The sequence below is a fragment of the Actinomycetota bacterium genome (assembly GCA_040905475.1).
Classification (GTDB): domain Bacteria; phylum Actinomycetota; class AC-67; order AC-67; family AC-67; genus DATFGK01.
The window spans coordinates 15,234-32,132 of sequence record JBBDRM010000082.1 but is presented as its reverse complement, the minus strand read 5'-3'; the positions used below and the strand labels follow the sequence as shown (position 1 = coordinate 32,132).

17 protein-coding genes are annotated in these 16,899 nt (G+C 68.0%); 11 read left to right on the top strand and 6 right to left on the bottom strand.

The annotated features are described in order from the left end of the window. The 3 genes from rimI to WEB06_08665 form a co-directional block, all read left to right on the top strand. Positions 1-402, top strand: a 402-nt coding sequence (gene rimI, locus WEB06_08675; protein ID MEX2555693.1) for a ribosomal protein S18-alanine N-acetyltransferase, incomplete at its 5' end; no start/stop codon positions are given. Next, positions 324-1,400: a tRNA (adenosine(37)-N6)-threonylcarbamoyltransferase complex transferase subunit TsaD gene (tsaD, locus tag WEB06_08670; protein ID MEX2555692.1), complete on the top strand. Its 1,077-nt coding sequence runs from the start codon at positions 324-326 to the stop codon at positions 1,398-1,400. The genes rimI and tsaD, both read left to right, overlap by 79 nt. Positions 1,401-1,402: 2 nt before the next feature. Then, the gene (locus WEB06_08665; GenBank protein ID MEX2555691.1) at positions 1,403-2,284 is read left to right on the top strand and encodes an alpha/beta hydrolase; all 882 of its coding nucleotides are present in this window, start codon (positions 1,403-1,405) and stop codon (positions 2,282-2,284) included. Here the strand turns inward: WEB06_08665 and WEB06_08660 are convergent. The 4 genes from WEB06_08660 to WEB06_08645 form a co-directional block, all read right to left on the bottom strand. Then, positions 2,229-2,825: a GNAT family N-acetyltransferase gene (locus tag WEB06_08660; GenBank protein MEX2555690.1), complete on the bottom strand. Its 597-nt coding sequence runs from the start codon at positions 2,823-2,825 to the stop codon at positions 2,229-2,231. The two genes, WEB06_08665 and WEB06_08660, sit on opposite strands and share 56 nt — an antisense overlap. A 4-nt stretch (positions 2,826-2,829) precedes the next feature. Continuing rightward, positions 2,830-3,981 (bottom strand): acetyl-CoA C-acyltransferase, encoded by a 1,152-nt coding sequence (locus tag WEB06_08655; GenBank protein MEX2555689.1) that lies wholly within the window; start codon positions 3,979-3,981, stop codon positions 2,830-2,832. 97 nt (positions 3,982-4,078) lie between these two features. After that, the gene (locus WEB06_08650; GenBank protein MEX2555688.1) at positions 4,079-5,275 is read right to left on the bottom strand and encodes a hypothetical protein; all 1,197 of its coding nucleotides are present in this window, start codon (positions 5,273-5,275) and stop codon (positions 4,079-4,081) included. Further along, positions 5,272-5,805, bottom strand: a complete 534-nt coding sequence (locus WEB06_08645; protein MEX2555687.1) for a SigE family RNA polymerase sigma factor — start codon at positions 5,803-5,805, stop codon at positions 5,272-5,274. Before WEB06_08645 ends, WEB06_08650 begins: the two co-directional genes overlap by 4 nt. Positions 5,806-5,898: 93 nt before the next feature. Between WEB06_08645 and WEB06_08640 the strand changes: the two genes are divergently transcribed. Continuing rightward, positions 5,899-6,321 (top strand): hypothetical protein, encoded by a 423-nt coding sequence (locus WEB06_08640; protein ID MEX2555686.1) that lies wholly within the window; start codon positions 5,899-5,901, stop codon positions 6,319-6,321. Here WEB06_08640 and WEB06_08635 read toward each other — a convergent pair. Beyond that, positions 6,318-7,403, bottom strand: coding sequence for an aminotransferase class V-fold PLP-dependent enzyme (locus WEB06_08635; protein ID MEX2555685.1), 1,086 nt, complete (start codon positions 7,401-7,403; stop codon positions 6,318-6,320). The two genes, WEB06_08640 and WEB06_08635, sit on opposite strands and share 4 nt — an antisense overlap. A gap of 44 nt (positions 7,404-7,447) precedes the next feature. After that, on the bottom strand, positions 7,448-8,497 hold the full coding sequence (locus tag WEB06_08630) for an amidohydrolase family protein (protein MEX2555684.1): 1,050 nt from the start codon (positions 8,495-8,497) through the stop codon (positions 7,448-7,450). Between the two features lie 120 nt (positions 8,498-8,617). Here WEB06_08630 and groES point away from each other — a divergent pair, with 120 nt between their 5' ends. The 7 genes from groES to WEB06_08595 form a co-directional block, all read left to right on the top strand. Next, positions 8,618-8,926, top strand: a complete 309-nt coding sequence (gene groES, locus WEB06_08625) for a co-chaperone GroES (GenBank protein MEX2555683.1) — start codon at positions 8,618-8,620, stop codon at positions 8,924-8,926. 576 nt (positions 8,927-9,502) lie between these two features. Continuing rightward, entirely contained in the window at positions 9,503-10,849 is a 1,347-nt protein-coding gene (ltrA, locus tag WEB06_08620; GenBank protein MEX2555682.1) for a group II intron reverse transcriptase/maturase, read from the top strand. A 66-nt stretch (positions 10,850-10,915) separates the two neighbouring features. Further along, positions 10,916-12,709 carry a hypothetical protein gene (locus WEB06_08615; protein ID MEX2555681.1) on the top strand — a complete coding sequence of 598 codons (1,794 nt, stop codon included), beginning with the start codon at positions 10,916-10,918 and terminating at the stop codon, positions 12,707-12,709. 80 nt (positions 12,710-12,789) lie between these two features. Beyond that, on the top strand, positions 12,790-13,950 hold the full coding sequence (locus WEB06_08610) for a GuaB3 family IMP dehydrogenase-related protein (protein MEX2555680.1): 1,161 nt from the start codon (positions 12,790-12,792) through the stop codon (positions 13,948-13,950). A gap of 18 nt (positions 13,951-13,968) precedes the next feature. Then, the gene (locus WEB06_08605; protein ID MEX2555679.1) at positions 13,969-14,823 is read left to right on the top strand and encodes a hypothetical protein; all 855 of its coding nucleotides are present in this window, start codon (positions 13,969-13,971) and stop codon (positions 14,821-14,823) included. A 99-nt stretch (positions 14,824-14,922) separates the two neighbouring features. Further along, a complete protein-coding gene (locus WEB06_08600; protein MEX2555678.1) occupies positions 14,923-15,300 on the top strand; it encodes a response regulator transcription factor in 378 nt (125 codons plus the stop codon). 160 nt (positions 15,301-15,460) lie between these two features. Continuing rightward, the coding region (locus WEB06_08595; GenBank protein MEX2555677.1) for a S8 family serine peptidase at positions 15,461-16,899 on the top strand (1,439 nt) is incomplete at its 3' end.

The following is a 16,899-nucleotide window of genomic DNA, read 5'->3' as shown; positions in this document are numbered from 1 at the left end:
GAGCTGGCGCAGCGGACGTCACGCCACTATCTGGTCGCGTACTCGGGCAAGACGCTGGTGGGATACGGCGGGCTGATGTGCCACCTGGACGAGGGACACATCACGACGCTCGCCGTGGATCCCGCGACGCAACACCGCAAGATCGGGACGCGGATCCTCCTTGCGCTTGTCGAGGAGGCCCGGCGCCGGCCGGTGCGTTCGCTCGCGCTCGAGGTGCGCGTCGCCAACTGGCCTGCCCAGCGGCTCTATTCGTGGTTCGGGTTCCGGCCGGTCGGCGTGCGCAAGAACTACTACGCCGAGACAGGCGAGGACGCGCTCGTGATGTGGATCGACGACTTGAACTCCGCCGAGATGGACGAGCGTTTGTCGCGGATCAGGCGCAGCGTGGGGATGAGCGGCTGATCGTCCTTGGGCTCGAGACCTCCTGCGACGAGACCGGCGTCGCTGTGGTCGAGGACGGACGGATCCGATCGAACCTGCTTTCGTCGCAAACCGATCTGCACGCGCGTTTCGGCGGCGTCGTGCCCGAGCTGGCCTCACGCCAGCATCTGGTCTCGCTGAACATCTTGCTCGCGCAGGCGATGGACGAGGCCGGCGTGTCGTTCGGCGATCTCGACGGGATCGCGGTAACCGTCGGGCCCGGCCTCGTCGGCGCGCTGCTCGTCGGCGTCTCGGCGGCGAAGTCGCTCGCGGCGGTCCTGGACGTGCCGCTGATCGGGGTGAACCACCTCGAGGGTCACGTGGAGGCGGCGTTCCTCGAGCGGCCCGAGCTGGAACCGCCGGTGATCGCGCTGATCGTGTCCGGCGGACACACGATGATCACCGAGCTCGCCGAGCACGGCCGGTTCGAGATCCTCGGCTCGACGATCGACGACGCGGCCGGTGAAGCGTTCGACAAGATCGCGCGGTTCATCGGGCTGGGATTCCCCGGCGGCCCCGCGATCGACCAGCTGTCGCAGGGCGGGAACCCGGCGGCCTACAAGTTCCCGCGGGCGATGATGAAGGACGACAGCTACGACTTCTCCTACTCGGGACTGAAGACCGCGGTGATCCGGTGGATCCGCGAGCGCCACGACGCCGGTGAGGAGATCGACGCGGAAGACCTGGCCGCGTCGTTCCAGGAGGCGATCGTAGACGTGCAGATCGCGAAGACGTTGCGCGCGGCCGATGAGCGCGGCGTGAGCACGGTGATCGTCGTCGGCGGGGTAGCGGCGAACAGTCGCCTCCGAGCGCGCATGTCCGAGGAAGGTTCCAAGCGCGGGCTGACGATCGTCACGCCGGCGCTGTCGCTGTGCACCGACAACGGCGCGATGATCGCCGCGGCCGGCATCCGGCGGCTCGCGCGCGGCGAGTCGACGCCGCTCGACGTGTCGGCGAACCCGAACATGGCGCTCGCGTGACCATGCGCGAAGGAACCGTCAAGGCGAACGGCCTTGAGTTCGCCTACCTCGAGCAGGGGTCGGGGCCGCTGGTCCTGCTGCTCCACGGGTTCCCGGACAACGCCTACACCTGGGAGTATCAGATGCCCGTGCTCGCCGAGGCCGGGTACCGGGCCGTCGCTCCGTACCTGCGTGGGTACCCGCCGAGCGAGATCCCGGAAGGCGGCTTCTACGATGCGGTGACCCTTGCGACCGATGCGCGGGAGCTGATCCGCGAGCTCAACGGCGGCGAGCCCGCGTTCTACGTTGGAAGCGACTGGGGCACGCTCATCGGCTTCACGCTGATGCAGCTGTATCCGGAGGTCGTCCGTCGGGCCGTTGTGATGGCGGTGCCGCTTCCGCAGGCGGCCGCTGGGATCCTGACGATGCCCGAGCTCCTCCATCACACGTTCCACGTCTGGTTCCACCAGATGCCGCACATACCCGAGGCGGCGATCGCGGCCAACGACTTCGCTTACGTCGACTACCTGTGGCGGTTCTGGGAGCCCGGACACGAGGATCCCGAACACATCGCTCGCGTGAAGCGAACGCTCGCCGGTGAGGGAGCGCTGAGTGCAGCGCTGGGCTACTACCGCGCGACGTTCGGCCAAGCGCCGTCCGACCCGGCGCTGGAGTCCATGCGGGGACGTCTGGGCGGAACGATCGGCGTTCCCACCATGGCGATCTTCGGTAAGGATGATCCGCTCGCGGCGTTCGCCGAGAACCACGCCGCGTTCTTCATCGGAGAATTCCGTCTGGAGCTACCGGAGGGAGGGCAGCACTTCATCCACCGGAGTCGCCCGGATGTCATCAACGAGCTGGTCCTGTCCTGGCTCGGCCGCGAGGGCGAATCCGTTTCCGCATGATCGGTCGGCCGGCGCTTCGGCGTTCAACCTCTTCGAAGCCTGCATCGCGGAACATCGACGCGACGCCGGTGAACGCGCTGCCGTTCGAGGTCTTGCCGCCGCGCGGGTCGACAGGGTAGCCCTCTACGATGCGGGCGCCGCGTTTCGCCGCGGCGTCCACCGCCGCGTTGAGCAACGCCGCCCCCACGCCGGCGCCCCGCTCCTTGCGGTGGATGAAGAAGCAGACAACGGACCAGACCACCTCGTCGTCGATCGGGCCGAGGACGCGCGAGCGCTCGATGCGCGAGAACTGCTCGCGGGGCGCCACTGAAACCCAGCCGACCGGCTTGCCGCCCCGGTAGGCGAGCAGGCCGGGGCGTTCGCCGGCGTCGACCAGCTTGCGCATCGAGCGCCGGTTGCCCTCGTAGGCCTTCTGCTCCCATTCCTTGGCAGACAGCCGCCACCACATGCACCAGCAGCCGGCGACGGCGCCACGCGGGCCGAACAGCTCGACGAGATCGTCCCACCGATCTGGGGTGACCGGCCGGATATCGAGCGTCATCGCCTCAGAGTCGCTCGATGATCATCGCCATGCCCTGCCCGCCGCCGACGCACATCGTCTCCAGCCCGATCGTGCGGTCCAGCGTCTGCAAGTCGTTCAGCAGCGTGTTCATGATGCGGGCGCCGGTCATACCGTACGGGTGGCCGAGCGCGATCGCACCGCCGTGCGGGTTGAGCTTGTCGGAGAAGTGATCGACGCCGACCTCGCGGCAGACGGGGATCACCTGCGCGGCGAACGCCTCGTTGAGCTCCACGACGTCGACGTCCTCGATCGACATCCCGGACTGCTTGAGGACCTTGCGGACCGCCTCGATGGGGCCGACGCCCATGATCTCCGGGTCGATGCCCGACACCGCGCTCGCGATGATCCGGGCGAGCGGCTTGATCTCGAGCTGGCGCGCGCGCTCCTCGCTCATCACGACCACCGCCGCCCCGCCGTCGTTCAGCGGGCAGGCGTTGCCGGCGGTGACGACACCGTCGTCCTTGAAGACCGGCTTGAGGCTGGCGAGCTTCTCGAGCGCCGTGCCTCGTCGCGGCCCGTCGTCGGCCGAGACGACCGTGCCGTCGTCGAGCGTGTACGGCGTTATCTCTCGGGCGTAGAAGCCCGAGTCGATGGCGGCGATCGCACGCTCCTGGGACTGGAGCGCGAACCGGTCCATCTCCTCGCGGGAGACGTCGAACCGCTCGGCGACGTTCTCCGCGGTCATCCCCATCGTGATGTAGACGTTGGCGATCTCACCGAGGAGCTTGGGGTGGAGCTCGGAGAAATCGCGCGGCATCTGGTTGACGCGGCTTACGGACTCGATGCCCGCCGCGACGAACGCGTCGCCCTCGCCGGCCTTGATCGCGTGGAAGGCCATGCGGATCGTCTGGAGGCTCGACGCGCAGAAGCGGTTCACCGTCGTGCCGGGAACGGAGTGGGGGAGCCCGGCGAGCAGGGCGACCCGACGGCCGAGATTCATCCCCTGTTCGCCTTCGGGGAAGCCGCACCCGACCATGACGTCGACGATCTCGGCCGGGTCGAGCTGGGGGACCTTTTCCATGGCGGTCCGAACGGCGAAGGCCCCGAGGTCGTCGGGCCGGGCATTGACGAGCGAACCCTTCGCCGCACGTCCGATCGGGGTGCGGGCTGCGGAGACGATCACTGCCTCGGGCATGGGGGCCCTCCTCGGTAGGTGAAACACCATTCAATCGCGACCGACGCCGGGCCGCGAACCTAGGGAAACGTCACACCGGAGAGGGGTCCGTCGGCGCTCAGGGTGCGATCCGCCGGATGTTCCCGTCCCCCGACCCTACCCACAGCGAGCCGGATCCGAAAACGACGGTCGTCGCGGGCATCCCGCCGATGAGCAATGGATCCCCGAACGGTGCGAGGACCCGCGGGTCGACCCTCCACAGATACCCGCGACGGCTCGTCGCCCAGACGTATCCCTCCGCCGTTGTGACGTCCTGCAGGCCGTCGGGCGGGGCCTCGGGCAGGACGACGGTCGCTGTAACCCGGTTCGTGCGTGGATCTATCCGGGCGATCGCGCTGGGACCGACTGGTCCCAAGACCGCCACCCACACCGCTCCCTCCCCCACGGCAAGGGCAGCAGGTCCGTCCATGCCCGCGACCTCGATCGTCTCGACGATCGTGTTCGTGCTCGGATCGATCCGGTGAACGCGCGTACGGGCCGCCCCACCATTCGATTCGGGCACCGTGGTCACCCAGACCGAACCCTCACCGGTAGCCACAAACGCCAGGACGCCACTCTCGCCGAGGGACACGCGAGCCGACACGAGATTGCTCCTCGGATCGACCCGCACCAGGGCGATGCCGGTCCCCGTTTCCTCCGCGGCCGTTACCCAGACGGCGTCGAATCCGGTCGCGACATCGATTGGATCTTTCATGCGCACGGTGGCGACCACGCGGTTCGTGCGGGGGTCGATCCGCATCAGGCTGTTCTGCTCGGGGAACGGCTCCGGGAGAGGCGAGGCTTCCGGGTCGCAGCTGACGAATGAGCTGCATCCGCGAGAGTTCGTTACCCAGACCGCATCCTCGCCGACGGCGACGGACAGGGGTGCAAGACCTAGTGCGATCCTTGCCACAACCTTGTTGGTACGTGTCGCGATCCTGACGAGTGTCCCGCCCGAGAGGTCCCTCTGGATCGCCCAGACCGCATCTTCTCCCGCGGCGAGCCCGAACTCGCCCACCGGTATCGTGGCTGTGATGACGGGCGTGCTCGCGGGTACCGGCCGCGGCAGGATGGGCTCGACCGTGTCAGCGACAAGGCGCGGAACTGCGAACGCGATCGCCGCGATCGCCATCGCGGCACCCGCGCCCGAGAGGATCATGCGGGTGCGATGGCTCCGCCGGATGCGACGCTCGATGCCGGTCCACATGTCGCCGGCCGGCGTCGCGTCGGCGGAGTGCCGTTCGAACGCTTCGCGGATCTCAATCTCGAGGCTCATGGCTCACTCCGTTCCCCAAGTGCTTGGCGCAAGCTGTTCATCGCTCGGTGCATCTGCTTCTTGATCGTTCCTATGGTGACGCCGAGGGTGTCGGCGATCTCTTGCTCCGTCAGGTCTTCGTAGAACCTCAGCGCCACGCACGCACGCTGCTGGCGAGGAAGTTTCAAGATCGCACGCCAGACGTGATCTGTCGGCTCGGGATCGGCGTGGCTCGGCTCGAGCTGCGTGGCGAGTGCTCTTCGCTCGGGCGCGCGTCGCCGAAACATCGAGCGCCGCAGATTGACCATCGTGCGCCTGGCGTATGCGGTGAATCCTGCCTCCTCGATCCGCCGGTCCGCCCCATATAGACGGACGAAGGTGTCCTGAACGAGATCCTCGGCGGCGGCCCGTTCTCCGGTCAGGAAGTACGCGAACCGCAGCAGCGACTCGTACTCGGCGGCGAACCACTCGCCGAGACGGTCTAGGCGGGACGTCGATGGACGGAAGACCGCGATGGCCCGCTCCCCGAGGGTTCCGACGGCCTCGTTCACGGTCCTTATACGCCCGAACCCCCTTAGAGGGTTGACACGGGGTGTCCAAGCGCCCCCCGCGTGGCATATAAGGGAACCAGGAGGTGGTTGCGGATGGAGCCCCGACGCATCCTTATCGTTGCGAACCAGACCGCCGGCGGGTCGCACCTCAAGCAAGTGGTCCGCAAGAAGATCGAGGAGAGCCCCAGCGTGTTCACGCTCCTCGTTCCGGCTTCCCCGACGGAGGGGACTTGGAGCGAGGGCCAGACCCATGCGGCCGCCGACGAGCGGATGCGGGAGGCTCTCGCCGGACTCCGCGAAGTCGGCGCCGAGGTCGAGGGCATCGTGGGCGACCACCGTCCGATCCACGCCATCGCCGACACCCTGTCGGAGCAGCCGGCGTACCAAGAGATCATCGTCTCGACGCTGCCCGTCGGGATCTCTCGCTGGCTGAAGCAGGATCTGCCGCACCGCGTCGAGCGCGTCTTCCGGCTCCCGACCACCCACGTCGTGGCCGAGCCCGCGGAGAAGGCTTAGCCGAACCGTTTGAGCGCGGCGAACAACACGTCGATGTCGTCCTCGCTCGAGTAGAAGTGCGGGCACACGCGGAGCGCGCCGTGGCGTTCGTCCACGATCACGTCTGCGTCCAGTAAGCGCTCGAGCACGTGCTTCGATTCGGGAACCTCGAACGCGACGAGACCGCCTCGGCGTGACGGGTCCCGCGGCGTACTGACCGTGAAGCCGGCCTCGTCGGCGCGCTCGATGCAATACGACGTCAGCTCGAGCGACCGCGCTCGGATCCGATCGATGCCCACCGCGTGGATGGTGTCGAGCCCGGCCGCGGCCGCATAGATCGCGGTCGGGGAAGGCGTGCCGAGGGCGAGGCGCTGGGCGTTGTCCGGCCACTCGTTCGCCGAGTTGTCGAAGGCGAAGAAGTCTTTCTGGCTGAACCACCCGGTGATCGTCGGCGCCAGGACCGGCGCGACGTCGCGCCGGACGTAGACGAACGAGATGCCGGGGCCGCCGAGGAGATACTTCAGCGGCCCGCCGAAGAGCGCTTCGGCTCCCGTAGCGTGCACGTCGAGCGGAACGACTCCGGAACCGTGATAGTCGTCGAGGATGCAGAAGACCCGGGCTTCGCGGCACGTGGCCGCGAGCGTGCTCGGGTCGAGCATCGCACCGTCGAGATAGGAAACGCGCGAGGCGCTGACGACACCGGTTCGCGGACCGATCGCGGCGCGATACGCGTCCTCATCCTTGCCGTCGACCCACACGACGTGGGCGCCGCGCCGCTCCTGCGCGAGCCAGACGTGGCAATCGGTGGGGAACTCCTGCCGCGAGAGAACGATCTCGTTGCGCTCACCGAAATCCATGCACGACGCAAGCGAAGACAGGCCGGTCGAGACCGACGGCGTGAGCGCAACCTCGTCCGGATCGGCGCCGATCGCCTTCGCGAACAGCCCCTCGAGGCGACGCATCTCGGGGATGATGTCCTCGAACCACAGCTTCTCCGGGGAAGGCTTCCGTTCCCACGCGTCGAGGAAGCCGTCGATCGCACTGCGGACGCGGCGGGACAGCGGCCCGAGCGTGTGAGCGCCGAGGAACGTCGTGCTCTTCACCGCGGGAAACTCGTCTCGCCAGGCCAGCAGGTCCGCCGGTCCTCTCATCGCTCGCCGATCCAGATCCGCGCGTCGCGCGTGAGATCCTCGAAGGACTCGAACCGCGGTACCCACAGCAGATCCGCCGGCAGATCCGGAGCGATGCGTCCGCCCGCGCCGGCGAGCGCACCCGCCACCGAGGTCGCGGCGGCCAGCGCCCGCGTGCGATCGCCGAGCGCGTGCTCGAGGAGCTCGAGCTCGGCCGGGTCGATGCCGGGTCGGATGCTTCCGTTTCCGAGGTCGGTTCCGTACGCGATCGGGCATCCGGCGGCCGCGAGCGCGGCGAGGTTCTCGCGGGTGGAGTCGTGCGCCCCGAAGGCACGGAGCGTTGAGATCACGGTGACGCCGTTCGCGCCGAGCGAAGCGATCAAGTCCTCGGGCAAACGCTCCATGGGGGTGTGCGCGAGGACGTCGACGCCTGCAGTCAGCGCATCCCGCACGGCATCGACGGAGAGCGCGTGCGCGGCGACCTTCAGCCCCCTGCTCTGCGCTGCGTCGACGACGGCGCTCAGCGTTCGGGCATCGAGCGTCGGGCTGCCGGCGGGCTCGATGGCGACCTTGACGACGACGGCGCCGCCGTCGGCGAGCAATGCGACCGCGTCGCGGGCTTGGCCGGTATCGCCGACCTCGATGCCGTACCCGTTGGCTCCCCATGAAGTCGTCGGATAACCGCGGCGCGCGGTGATGAGCGGACCGGCCGCGGCGAAGCGGAGCGGCGGATGCTCTGCGAAGGCGTACGCGAGGGGCGACCCCAGATCCAGAACGCCGGTGACGCCGCCGGCCGCCACCGTGTGGGGCTCGGAAAATGAGAGGTGAACGTGAGCGTCGACGAAGCCCGGGAATAGGTATCCGCCTTCGACGCGCTCCACCTCGCCGCCTCCCGCGAGGTAAAGGCCGTCACCCACCATCACGATCGCGCCGAAGAGGGTGGCGACGTCGACCGGGTGATCCTCGAACTGCTCTCCGTCGAACAGCGTGACGCCCGTGAGGAGGAGGGCGTCTGTCTGCGGGCCTCCGATCGAGGCTCGGACCGACTTGCGCCGGTAGGCGGTCACCGGCCCATTCTTGCAGGTCACCTTGGTCGGGGGCCGGTTGACTGGCACGCTGCGGAGTGGCTATATTTCCGTTAGCACTCGCCAAGTGGGAGTGCTAACTAGGAAAACGGGAGGGACGATATGGCTTTCAACCTGGAGCCGCTCGAGGACCGGGTGATCGTGAAGGCGCTGGAAGAGGAAACGCAGCGCACGCCGACCGGGATCATCATCCCGGACACCGCCAAGGAGAAGCCTCAAGAGGGCGAGGTCATGGCGGTCGGCCCGGGCCGGTTCGAAGACGGCAAGCGCATCCCCATGGACGTCAAGGTGGGCGACCGCGTGATCTACTCGAAGTACGGCGGGACCGAGGTCAAGGTCGAAGGCGACGAGTATCTCGTTCTCTCGGCGCGCGACCTTCTGGCGGTCATCAAGGGCAAGACCAAGAAGTAATATTTCGGATCTTCGTGATGGGCGGCCGAGCGGCCGCCCATCCACGTTGTACGCCCGTCATGGGCAACCGCTTGGAGGTGAAAGTCCTCTGAACGATTAGGTGGTCGATAGTTCGAGCCGGAGGCAACTGCGTCACCGTGAGGTGGGGTGGGAAGGAAGCCCGAGGCGAAACCCTGCACCGAGGAACACTTCATCGCATATGAGGCGCGACGGTTTGGATGAGCTGGCAATTCACAGCGAAGTCCGTGACCACCAAGAGACCGTTTCGTAGATGCGGCGGCGGCAGGGGGAAAGTGGTTGTTCTTATCCGGGGAGGCTTGTCGGGGTGTCGGTGCGCACAAGCGTGGCTGATGTCGAGCCACCGCCCGACCGTCGTCGCAGCGATGCGGCGTCGGACTCGGCAGGAGTCAGCAGAGGCCGTAGTAGTGGCGCGTCTCCACGCCATGAAGGGCTGAACGTGAAGCTGGGGATGATCACGCCGGGCTCGTGCAGGCGCGTAGATCGCAGCCAACCCACCGTGGGTGGGTCTGGCCGGGTGAGGTAGCGGTGAAGCCGCGAGGGCCCCGTCCAGAGCAGATGCGTCTGTCGGCGACCGGCGAGGAGACTCCTCACCCCGCCCGTGACCTGTGGGCCGAGGTGTTCGCGCCTTGGAACATAGAGCGGGCGATCAGACGCGTCGAGCGCAACGGGGGCGCTCCCGGCATCGACGGGGTTCCCGCCGCCGAGCTGCGATCGCATTGGCGCATCCACTGGCCCGCGATCAAAATCGCGCTCGACGGCGGCACCTACCGGTCCGCACCGGTTCGTCGGGTGGAGATTCCCAAGCCCGGCGGCGGGGTGCGGCCCTTGGGGGTGCCGACGGTGGCAGATCGGGTGATCCAGCAGGCGATCGCGCAGGTGCTCACGCCGATCTTCGATCCGCATTTCCACGAGCACAGCTACGGGTTCCGTCCGAACCGCAGCGCCCATATGGCCGTGAACCAGGCCCGGCGCTTCGTGGAGGAGGGGTCCGGCTTCGTCGTGGATCTTGATCTGGAGCAGTTCTTCGACCGGATCAACCACGACGCGCTCATGGCGCGGGTCGCTCGGCGGGTCAAAGACAAGCGGGTGCTCAAGCTCATCCGGGTCTTCTTGAACGCGGGTGTGATGGATCAGGGCGTGTGTGTGCGGACCGAGGAGGGGACCCCGCAAGGGGGACCGCTCTCACCGCTGCTCGCCAACGTCATGCTCGACGATCTGGATAGGGAACTGGACAGGCGCGGGCATCGTTTCGTGCGTTACGCGGACGACGTGACCGTCTACGTCCGGACCGAGCGTGCGGGGCAGCGCGTCTTCGAGGGCATCTGCCGATTCGTCGAGAGGCGATTGAAGCTCCGCGTGAACCGCGACAAGTCGTCCGTGGCACCAGCCACCCGAGCTCACCTGCTCGGGTTCGGACTCATGAAGCGGAAGGGCAACGTGGGCGTGCGGATCGATCCCAAGGCGCGCAAACGCGCGAAGGATCGCATCCGGCGACTCACGGCCCGAAACTGGGGAGTGTCGATGGGCCACCGCATCGGAGCGATCAACGTCTTCGTCCGCGGATGGACCGGATACTTCGGCCTCGCCGACACGCCGAGCACATTTGCAGAACTCGATCAATGGCTTCGTCGCAGGCTGCGGCAAGCTCGATGGAAACAGTGGAAACGGATCCGCACCAAGATACGGATGCTGCGTTCGCTGGGCATCCCCAAGCAGAAGGCCTACGAGTGGGCCAACACGCGACGGGGGTCTTGGCGCATCGCGGGGTCCGCTCCACTGCAACGAGCGATGCCAGATGCCTACTGGCAGGCCCTTGGCTTGATCGGATTCACCGAGTCCTATCGCCGCGTCCGGGAGTCTTTGCGAACCGCCGGATGCGGGCCCGCATGTCCGGTGGTGTGAGAGGGGGCGGGTCAACCCCGCCCCCTACTCGATCTGAGGGCGGCTTCCTGCGTTTAGAGTGACCCCATGCGCCGAGCGCTCGCGTCATTCGCCGCCGCGGCAACGCTTGTGCTCGCCGTCCCGACGCCTCTGCCGGCTCAGGAGACCGCCGGCCTCAGCGCTTCTCCCTCCCTCGGTCAGGTCTCGACGGACGCCGGGCGCATGGTCCAGGACACGGTCACGGTGGTCAACCTTTCCGACGAGGCCATGAGCGTCAGCGCCACATTGGCGCCTCTCGAGGTCGATCCGAACGGACGATTCATCTCGCCGGCGACGTCGGATCTTCCCTCCGCGGTCCCGTGGGGTGGCGTCGAGCCGTCCGTCTTCCAGCTTCCGGCGCAGAATTCGCGGCGCGTAACGGCGACGATGACTCCGCCGTCCGGAACCCCGGCAGGCGGATATTACGCAGCGTTACGACTCATCGGAACCCCAACGAGCGGCGACTCCGTTCAGGTGATCCATCCCATCCTGATCCAAGTCGCCGGTGACGGGATCCTCACACGCAGGGGACGCCTCGTAGGGGTCACCATCCCGTCTCCCTCCGTGCGTTCGTCGATCCCCGTGAAGCTGACCCTCGAGAACACGGGGAACGTGCACGTGATCGCCGCAGGTCGGATAACCATCCTCGACGCGTTGTCTCGGGTGACGGCGACGGTTTTGGTCGCTCGCACGCCGGTGCTGCCCGGCCGGACGCGCATCCTGACGGTCGACGTGCCGGCTCCCTTGATTCCAGGAAGCGTTACCGCTCGCGCGAACATCGCCTTCGGGCGCGGGTCGAGCGAGGTCGTTGCGACCGCGTCGGGGTACTCGGCCCCGTGGTGGGGGATCCTCGCGATCGCGATCGTCGTCTTCCTGCTTCTTCGGGTCGTGCTCGCCGCCGTGCGCTGGCGTCGTCGCCGTCGTGCGCGACGAGAGCCCGAGGTGGGCCTGCCGCCGGAGATCGACGTAGACCGAGCCGAGGCCGAGGAAGCGGCTGAGGTCGTTCCGGGGCCGGTCGCGGACGCGGATGCCTGGCGCGACGCGTGGGAGATGGAGCCGATCCCGCGCAAGCGCGACCTCGAGCCGGAGGAAGAGATCGAGGAGCTTCCGACCGAAGCGTACGAGCCCCACCGTGTCGCCGACCTCGACGAGGAAGAAGAGCCCGTACCCGTTGCCTCGGGAGGAGTCCTGGATCTCAGCGAGGTCCTCCCAGGTGAGCTCGAGCTCGAAGAAGAAGCAGAGCCGGAGCCCGAGGAAGAAGCAGAGCCGGAGCTCGAGGTCGAGCCTCTCCCTGTCTCACTGCCGGTGTTCAAAGACCTCGAAGGTCTCGGGGAGCCCGAGCCCGAGCTCGAGCCGGAGCCCGAGCCCGAGCTCGAGCCGGAGCCCGAGCCCGAGCTCGAGCCGGAGCCCGAGCCGGAGCCCGTCATGGCTGCTCCCGCCAGGGGCTTCCCGCGTGGAGCGGCGGTCCGCCGCGCGCGCGTCGCGCTCGACTTGCTCCGTGCCGACGCGAAGGTGTCCGACGCGAAGCTCGACGTCGGCCTGGAGATCCTGCGGTCCGTGCGCGAGCATGACGAGGTGCGAGCCACGGTGGCCGCGGCGTTCGACGAGCAGCGCGGCGGCCGGGCCGGGCAAGCTCTCGAGGCGCTGACTCTCGCGCTTGACGCGGTCGGGAGCGACAAGGCGCTCGGTGCTTTGCTCGAGGCGTACGGCTCTTCCAAGTCGCCGCTGGCCGAGCGTTTGAAAGGTGCGATCGCCGGCTACGGGCCGGATGCGCTGCGCGCCAACAAGGACCAGATCTCGATGCTCCCCAAGAAGCGACGTGAGGAACTCGGGCTGAGCTGAGGTTTTCCCGCCCCTGCATCGCCCATCCCGGTCCGATACGCTATTTCCAGGCGGATCGCGCACGGCGGGGGAGGAAACGGATGGCGGAAGTAGAGATCGGCATCGGTAAGAGCGGACGACGCGCGTACGGCTTCGACGACATCTCGATCGTGCCCTCGCGACGCACCCGCGACCGAGCCGACGTGGACATCTCGTGGGAGATCGACGCGTTCCGCTTCGAGCTCCCGCTGGCGGCCAGCGCGATGGACGCCGCCGTGTCGCCCCAGACGGCCGTCGAGATCGGCCGCCTCGGCGGGCTCGCCGTGCTGAACCTCGAGGGACTGTGGAGCCGGTACGACGACCCGACCTCCGTGTACGAGGAGATCGCCACGCTCTCCGAGGACAAGGCCACCAAGCGGATGCAGGAGATCTACAGCGAACCGATCAAGGAAGAGCTGATCGGCAAGCGCATCCGCGAGATCAAGGAAGCCGGCGTCACGGCCGCCGCCTCGCTCACCCCGCAGCGCGTCGAGCGCTACCACAAGCTCGCCCTCGAAGCCGAGCTCGATATCCTCGTGATCCAGGGGACCGTCGTTTCGGCCGAGCACGTCTCGACGCAGGTCGAGCCGCTCAACCTCAAGCAGTTCATCGCTTCCTACGATCTCCCCGTGATCGTCGGTGGGTGCGCCTCGTTCGAGACGGCGCTCCATCTGATGAGGACGGGAGCCGCGGGGATCCTCGTCGGCGTCGGGCCCGGCGCGGCCTGCACGACCCGTGGGGTTCTCGGCATCGGCATTCCGCAGGCAACGGCGATCGCCGACGCGGCCGGCGCGCGGATGCGGCACCTGCAAGAGACCGGCCGTTATGTTCACGTCATCGCCGACGGCGGGATGCGGACCGGCGGCGACATCGCGAAGGCGATCGCGTGCGGCGCGGATGCCGTCATGATCGGCTCGCCGCTGACCCGCGCGTCGGAGTCGCCGGGACGCGGCTACCACTGGGGCATGGCGACGTTCCACCCGGATCTGCCCCGAGGCGCTCGCGTCAAGACGAAGACCGTCGGAACGATGAAGGAGATCCTGCTCGGCCCGGCGCCGGTCAACGACGGCACGATGAACCTGTTCGGCGCGCTGCGGGAGTCGATGGCGACCTGCGGCTACCAGAACATCCGCGAGTTCCAGCGGGTGGAGGTCTCCATCGCGCCGTCGTTCCTCACCGAGGGGAAGAGCTATCAGCGCCAGCAAGGCGTTGGGATGGGCTAGCGGCCGAGCCGTAGCCCGATGAAACGTCGTTCCGCATCCTTTGTCGCACTGCTGTTCCTCGCGGCGTGCACCGTCACCTCGTCACCCCCGGATGCGTCGCCGACGATCCCCGGGCAGGTGCCGAGCATCGGACAAGGTTTGCCGACTCCCGGCTCAACCAAAGGGGCGCCGGCTCCGGGGAGCACGTCAGGAGGCTCCGCGCCCGCGCCGAGCACGTCGTATCAGGAGCTCGCCGCGGTCGGCGCGATGGCCAAGACCTATCTGCAACCGTCTCCGGCGTCCTCGCTCGTTGTCGAGGTCGATTGGATGAGCGGCCGCAAGCCCTCGAGCAGCGCGCTCACTCACCTCGCGAGCATCCTCAACCGCGAGCTGGCGAAGCCCGGGGGCGTGGACGTCCGGCTCGGCGCCGAGATGGCGACCACCGATACCAGTTGGACCGTCGACGATCTCGTGGCGGCCGAGAGAGCGTTCCGGGCCGAGCGCTCGGGCGGGGCTCGCGTGACGATGTGGATCGCGTACCTGGGGGGTTCGCTCGCCGAGGCTGATTCGGCGCTCGGTGCGGCGTTCGCCGCATCTGCTGCGGTGCTTTTCCGGGATCGGATCGGGCAGGCGACTTCCGCCCTGATCATGGCGTCGGAGATCGAGCGCTCGGTCCTCACGCACGAAGTCGGACACCTCCTGGGGTTGGTGAATATCGGATATCAGTCCCGGTTCAACCACGAGGATCCGACCCATCCCAAGCACTCGAGCAATCGTGATTCAGTGATGTATTGGGCGGTCGAGGACATATCGCTAAGGGATCTGCTCTCCGGAGGGCCGCCCGCGGACTTCGACGAGGCGGACCGCGCCGATCTCGCGATGCTGCGTGGCTGAAACTCTGCGTACTTCGGGGGACACAAGATCCCCCGACTGGGTGCTGTGCCCGGCCGCCGATCGGGCCGATAGTAGGAGGAGGTCAAGGGACGGAGCCTGATGACGAAGCGCGTGCTGGTGGTGGAGGACGACGAAGCGGTCAGCCACATGATCGCGCAGATCCTCCGTGCAGACGGCTACGAGAGCACCGTGGCCGCGGAAGGCCGGAGCGCGCTCGCGATGTTGCGACCCGGATCGTTCGACCTCGTGATCTTGGACGTGATGCTGCCCGGGATGGACGGTATCAGCATCCTAAAGTCGATCCGCGAGGAACCGTCCCTCAACGCCGTTCCGGTTTTGATGCTTTCGGCGAAGACCGACGATGCCACGACGTGGGCCGGCTGGCGCGCCGGCTGCGACTACTACATGACGAAGCCGTTCGACCCCGACGAACTGCTCTCGATCCTCAAGCGTCTCGAGCCCGCCCGTACGCCGTAGGAGCCCGTCGACCATAAACCCGACCGGCTCGTCGCGTACGAGACCATCCGGGGGCAGGGGATAGCCCGCAAGGCCTAGCCCGACCTAGCCAGACCGGAACCGCGAAACGAAGCATCCGGGCTCTTGGGAAAACCGGGCGTCATGCCGACTGAAAGACATCATGTCGTTCGCGCTCTGGGTGGGGTCTGCTCGAAGTCGCCGCACCGCCGGCGCGCTCGTGGTTGTGCTGTTCCTCGGGCTGCTCTCGTTCGCGGGCGCGACCTCGCTCGTTCCGGTCGTCGCGACGGGTCGCAGCGTGGACGACGCGACGCGCGCGGTTCGCGATGTCGGCGGTGTGGTCACCGCGTCGATCCCGCTCGTCGACGGCGTTGCCGCTCGCGTGCCGCCCGATCGCGTCGCGGAGCTTTCGCGCATGGTGGAGGTGGCGGCCGATCGCACGCTCCGCGTGCGCAGCGCATCCTTCTCGTCCGCGCCGGAGAGTGCGTTCCCATACGAAGTGGGCGCCGTCGACGCATGGGCGCACACCGCGGGCGAAGGCGTCGGCGTCGCCCTCGTCGATACGGGCGTCGCACCGGTCCCCGACCTGATCAGCCGCATCGTCGCCGTCGCGGATCTCACGGCCGAGAAGGCGCCGCTCGACACGTTCGGCCACGGCACGTTCATGGCCGGGCTGATCGCCGGAGACGGCAGCTCGTCCGCGGGGCGCTACGTAGGGGTCGCGCCCGGCGCGAACCTGATCTCGATCAAGGTCGCCGTGTCGGACGGTTCCACGACCCTCGGCACGGTGCTCGCCGGCCTCCAGCTCGTACACAGCGCCCGCACGCTCTTCAACGTGCGGGTCGCGCTGCTGGCGCTGTCGTCGCCGTCGACCCATCCGCCGGACCGCGACCCGCTCACCAGGGCACTCCGCAAGCTTTGGGCCGACGGCATATTCGTCGTCGTTCCGGCCGGCAACGACGGACCCGGTGCCGGCACCATCGACTCGCCGGGCTTCGATCCTGTGCTCATGACCGCGGGTGCCGTCGACGACCGTGGAACTCCCTCAGTTTCCGACGACGCCGCGACGGAATGGACCTCTCGAGGTCCGACGCCGTGGGGCGCCGCCAAGCCGGACGTCGCCGCGCCCGGCGCGCACCTCGTGTCCCTTCGAGCCCCCGGGTCCACCATCGACCAAGCGAACCCGACCGCGGTCGTCGAAGAGGCGTACTTCCGCGGATCGGGCACCTCGATGTCGGCCGCGGTCACGGCGGGTGTCGCTGCGCTCGTTCTCTCCAGTGAGCCCAACCTGACCCCGAACCAGCTGAAGGAGCGACTGATCGGCGACGCGACCCCACTCGCGGGTGCTCCGTCGAGCGCCGTGGGTGCGGGCGTCGTCCGTGCCTCGGTGGACGGTCCGGGACCGGTGCCGCCAGCCGGCGGCGGGACCCTCGTGGATCGCGGCCCCGGCCTCGGGAACTGGAACGGGGTCCTGTGGAACGGACGGATCTGGGACGGACGGATCTGGGACGGACGGATCTGGGACGGACGGATCTGGGACGGCCGGGTCTGGGACGGCCGGGTCTGGGACGGCCGGGTCTGGGACGGCCGGGTCTGGGACGG

Coding starts and splice junctions, on each gene's coding strand:
- WEB06_08665 (MEX2555691.1), top strand. CDS start 1,403: ATGCGCGAAGGAACCGTCAAGGCGAACGGCCTTGAGTTCGCCTACCTC.
- WEB06_08660 (MEX2555690.1), bottom strand. CDS start 2,825: ATGACGCTCGATATCCGGCCGGTCACCCCAGATCGGTGGGACGATCTC.
- WEB06_08655 (MEX2555689.1), bottom strand. CDS start 3,981: ATGCCCGAGGCAGTGATCGTCTCCGCAGCCCGCACCCCGATCGGACGT.
- WEB06_08650 (MEX2555688.1), bottom strand. CDS start 5,275: ATGAGCCTCGAGATTGAGATCCGCGAAGCGTTCGAACGGCACTCCGCC.
- WEB06_08640 (MEX2555686.1), top strand. CDS start 5,899: ATGGAGCCCCGACGCATCCTTATCGTTGCGAACCAGACCGCCGGCGGG.
- groES (MEX2555683.1), top strand. CDS start 8,618: ATGGCTTTCAACCTGGAGCCGCTCGAGGACCGGGTGATCGTGAAGGCG.
- ltrA (MEX2555682.1), top strand. CDS start 9,503: ATGCGTCTGTCGGCGACCGGCGAGGAGACTCCTCACCCCGCCCGTGAC.
- WEB06_08615 (MEX2555681.1), top strand. CDS start 10,916: ATGCGCCGAGCGCTCGCGTCATTCGCCGCCGCGGCAACGCTTGTGCTC.
- WEB06_08610 (MEX2555680.1), top strand. CDS start 12,790: ATGGCGGAAGTAGAGATCGGCATCGGTAAGAGCGGACGACGCGCGTAC.
- WEB06_08605 (MEX2555679.1), top strand. CDS start 13,969: ATGAAACGTCGTTCCGCATCCTTTGTCGCACTGCTGTTCCTCGCGGCG.
- WEB06_08600 (MEX2555678.1), top strand. CDS start 14,923: ATGACGAAGCGCGTGCTGGTGGTGGAGGACGACGAAGCGGTCAGCCAC.